Genomic DNA, 3,402 nt, shown 5'->3' on the forward strand with positions numbered 1-3,402 from the left:
TTTCTTCCACAACAGGCTTGCCGTTTCACTGACCGGAACAAATTACACAAAAGCAACGGACTCCTCTCAGTTTCAAGTCTTCAACATAACTGCCAAATAGCTGAATAACTCCCATCAAATTTCATATTTAACTTCCCGAACAATGAAAACTAGAAGGCTTAGGTTCAAATACGTCTCAAGACCGACAGAATATCAATCTCCTTACCGTTATCGCAGCATTCGTATGAAGGTATGATAAGAGTAGGTTAAGAAACAATCGATCTTGTTAAAGAATTTGCGAATGACGTGAATAAGGAGTGAGTTCAATGATATTGACAGAAAATGAAATTCGTGACCTCATTGATCAAAGAAAACCAAAAAAATAGCTTCCCCCTAATCATTTAATATAAAAGAGAAAACCCGCCTTTATCCTATAAAGGCGGGTTTTCTTTGCCATTATTCTTTTTAGATTTTGGACTCCAGTAGTATATTTTCGGAATACGCATGTATAACCAGTGCTCATAAATAAGGGAAGTGGATATAAAAGAAAGGAGTTTCCAATCGATAAGTTTAATGTCCATGGATGATGCTCCTTTTCAAAGAAGTATGTTCATTCCAATATACGCTGTGATTAGTTTGTCTCATGTGTTCATGTTTTTGAACTGAACACCATATATTAGTCATAGGACAAGTGGAAATGAGGGAAGCGTGTTATGAGTTTTATATTTTACGGGACCATCATGCTCATCTTCGCAATGATCGGTTTTATAATATTTCTACATCATTCAAGAAAAATAGTTCCCCTATATACGCGTACAGTAGTCATGGTGGTTACGATGATCGGGAGCTTTTATACAGGAATGATATGGGAAGTTCTTTTTTCATCTTTGCTGCTTTCCATGATCATTGGGGTTTTTACAGGGGTCATCCTTACCATTCTTATGCTACCTTCTGATTTGGAACACCTTTTACATGGATTCATGCAAGCATTGATGGGTGGGATGATGGGAGGGATGCTTAGTGGTATGGTTATTACGAATAATTGGGAATCGATGTTGAAGATTTTCTCCCTTTTGTTTTTTTCAATAATCGTCCTGACTATATTTATTTGTGCACATGATCACCCACTAGTAAATTGGTTTCATAACCCTTTATATATGGCGGTTACGATGATTGTTGTCGGACTGTTTGTCTATCAAATTGAACTTTCTACATCTCAACATCATTCCCCACATTTACATGAGTCTTTGAAAATATTTATTGAAACGGATCTTTCCTTAAATAGGAAAAGTTGTTAAAGTAAATAGAAGAAGTCGAACTTCGTTAGGGAGAGGGTTATATTGAATCGAAGTCGAATCCGTAACCTGGTTCATTGGAAAATTATGATTCTATTAAGTATCGTCATTTGGATTGGAATATCCAAGGTTGCTGCATCTTCTGACCCATCAGAAGTAGAGGAGTATGGAAATGATTCACCTTTACAATTGGCTGAAGAAGTAATACCTCATAAACATCATTTATGAAAGTAGAGACACAATATTCGTTAACCTATATTAAAAATAAGCATAAAGAAAGTCCTTCCCAATTTAAGTGAATGGAAAGGACTTTCTTTATGCTTTTTCTTTTTGATTATAATTCAATTGTTGCTTTGATAATTTCTTTTTTTTGTTTTTTATACCTGTATTATAAGAGGTGTTTTTAGAATTCTTAAATCGTTTAAAAGCAAAGTAAGCGATAACGATAATTCCTATACCGATAAAAATATATTGTTGAACACTTGAAAATAGGTTTTTCATTGATTCAATATTTCCCATGCCACCTAATAGAAGCATGACGTAAATCCACGGGGTCATACCTAAATACGTAATAGCACCAAATCGGAAAGGCTTAACTTGACTGATTCCGGAAAAGTAAGAAATATAATTCCCTAGTCCTAATGGTCTTGAGATCGCTATTGTCCATTCACCGCAACGTTTAAACCAACGCTCAGATTTATCTAGCTTTTCTGGTTTAATCCATTTCTTCATTTTACCTTCAAGTTTATAGCCAATGAAATAAGGTATATAGCTAGCTGCTGTATAAACGGCTCCAGCTAATAAGGCTACCCACAACAATTTGAGCGCTGAGGCATTCATTATATAACCATATGTTAAAACAACAATCGTACCTGGGAATGGGAGTGAGGAAGCTTCGACGGCAAGACTAAGTAATAAGCCATATATACCTATTTCTTTAATGAAGTTCATTATAAATTCGAGCATTGTGTACCCCTTTCTACTAGAGCCCCATTGTTCTTCTATTGCTTGTATACCCTTAAATATTATTGTGTAAAAGTATTCCCATAGATTCCCTCTAATCTTTCAAGGTGACAGTTGTTTCTTTATTTGAGAGGGATACATAGCGCAATCAATACTGGGGAACGGCATTTAAGCTCATACTTTGCCTTAACATGAAAAAAAGAACAACCCCTTACTCAATCTGAGTAAGGGGTTGTCGGGAAAAGATGGAGAAAAGGATGATTGTGTATGATAAACTCCTTCACAGGAGATATCAGCTTTAATTAGCCGCCTAATAAAGGGCCGGCGACATATTGAATTAAGAACCATAGAATTCCGAAGAAGATAATCAGATAGGTAATATACTTAATGGCCGCAACGCCAACTTTACTTGAATCTGTTTTCTTCTCTTTGCGTTCAATCTCAACGTCGCGTTCGTGAGTCATGAACGATCATTCCTTTCTTTGATAAGATGTTTTCCTCTCAATGTAGGAGAGTCCCAGTAGGTTAATCAACACTTATACTTGGATTGCTACATCTTCTTTTGCTACATGAGTATTTCTAACGTAGCACTCATCAATTGGTTTCTCACAGTATTTCATGATCTTTTGGTATGCATATTCCACATTTTCGCCATCGATAATCATGAGAATGCGTTCATTCTTCCGGTAGTATAGAAAAAATGATAGCAATTTAGGAAGGTTACACGCATCTGCAATTAAATCGTCTTGATATAAATAAACATCATAAGTGCTCTGATTAACAAAACGGTAAATGTTCATGATTTCTTCCATGGATGGGCTTTGTTCTTTCAGGTGTATATAGTAAGATGAGATTTCATTCAAGGTTTTCACCCTCTTTTTGTTGTTTCGTTTTGTTATAAACTAGTTACCCTGAAATTAGATTATAAAAACAAATTTGCTCTGAAATGGGTATAAAGTACCTGAGAGGAAGAGTTCATATAAACGAAAATAAAAGGTTATTTATTATGTGGTTTATTCAACAATCTGGCAGTTATGTTGAAGACTTGAAACTGAGAGGTTCCGTTGCTGTTGTGGAGTGCGGCGGGCTGTGGAACGGGTTGCTTTCCTGCTGCCCCACACGACGTGGGGTAGTTCGGTGTTGCTACAGGAAGTAGCGGTTTTAA

Annotated in this window: 5 protein-coding genes; 2 read left to right on the top strand and 3 right to left on the bottom strand. The window is 36.1% G+C overall.

Going from position 1 to position 3,402, the window contains the following annotated elements; genetic code table 11:
- Nucleotides 1-692 precede the first annotated feature (692 nt).
- Together H514_RS0115255 and H514_RS0115260 are read left to right on the top strand one after the other, a co-directional pair.
- Nucleotides 693-1,277 carry a hypothetical protein gene (locus H514_RS0115255; protein ID WP_154657393.1) on the top strand — a complete coding sequence of 195 codons (585 nt, stop codon included), beginning with the start codon at nt 693-695 and terminating at the stop codon, nt 1,275-1,277.
- Nucleotides 1,278-1,319: 42 nt separating this feature from the next.
- A complete protein-coding gene (locus H514_RS0115260) occupies nt 1,320-1,502 on the top strand; it encodes a hypothetical protein (RefSeq protein ID WP_027447739.1) in 183 nt (60 codons plus the stop codon).
- A gap of 87 nt (nt 1,503-1,589) precedes the next feature.
- Here the strand turns inward: H514_RS0115260 and H514_RS23210 are convergent, their stop codons facing one another.
- From H514_RS23210 to H514_RS23215, 3 genes are all read right to left on the bottom strand, one after another.
- On the bottom strand, nt 1,590-2,240 hold the full coding sequence (locus H514_RS23210) for a DedA family protein (protein ID WP_081673050.1): 651 nt from the start codon (nt 2,238-2,240) through the stop codon (nt 1,590-1,592).
- 299 nt (nt 2,241-2,539) lie between these two features.
- On the bottom strand, nt 2,540-2,701 hold the full coding sequence (locus H514_RS24990) for a hypothetical protein (protein ID WP_169449767.1): 162 nt from the start codon (nt 2,699-2,701) through the stop codon (nt 2,540-2,542).
- A gap of 72 nt (nt 2,702-2,773) precedes the next feature.
- Nucleotides 2,774-3,100: a hypothetical protein gene (locus H514_RS23215; RefSeq protein ID WP_051255163.1), complete on the bottom strand. Its 327-nt coding sequence runs from the start codon at nt 3,098-3,100 to the stop codon at nt 2,774-2,776.
- Nucleotides 3,101-3,402: the final 302 nt, after the last annotated feature.

The sequence above is a fragment of the Pontibacillus marinus BH030004 = DSM 16465 genome (genome assembly GCF_000425225.1).
Classification (GTDB): Bacteria; Bacillota; Bacilli; order Bacillales; family BH030062; genus Pontibacillus; species Pontibacillus marinus.

Coding starts and splice junctions, on each gene's coding strand:
- H514_RS0115255 (WP_154657393.1), top strand. CDS start 693: ATGAGTTTTATATTTTACGGGACCATCATGCTCATCTTCGCAATGATC.
- H514_RS23210 (WP_081673050.1), bottom strand. CDS start 2,240: ATGCTCGAATTTATAATGAACTTCATTAAAGAAATAGGTATATATGGC.
- H514_RS24990 (WP_169449767.1), bottom strand. CDS start 2,701: ATGACTCACGAACGCGACGTTGAGATTGAACGCAAAGAGAAGAAAACA.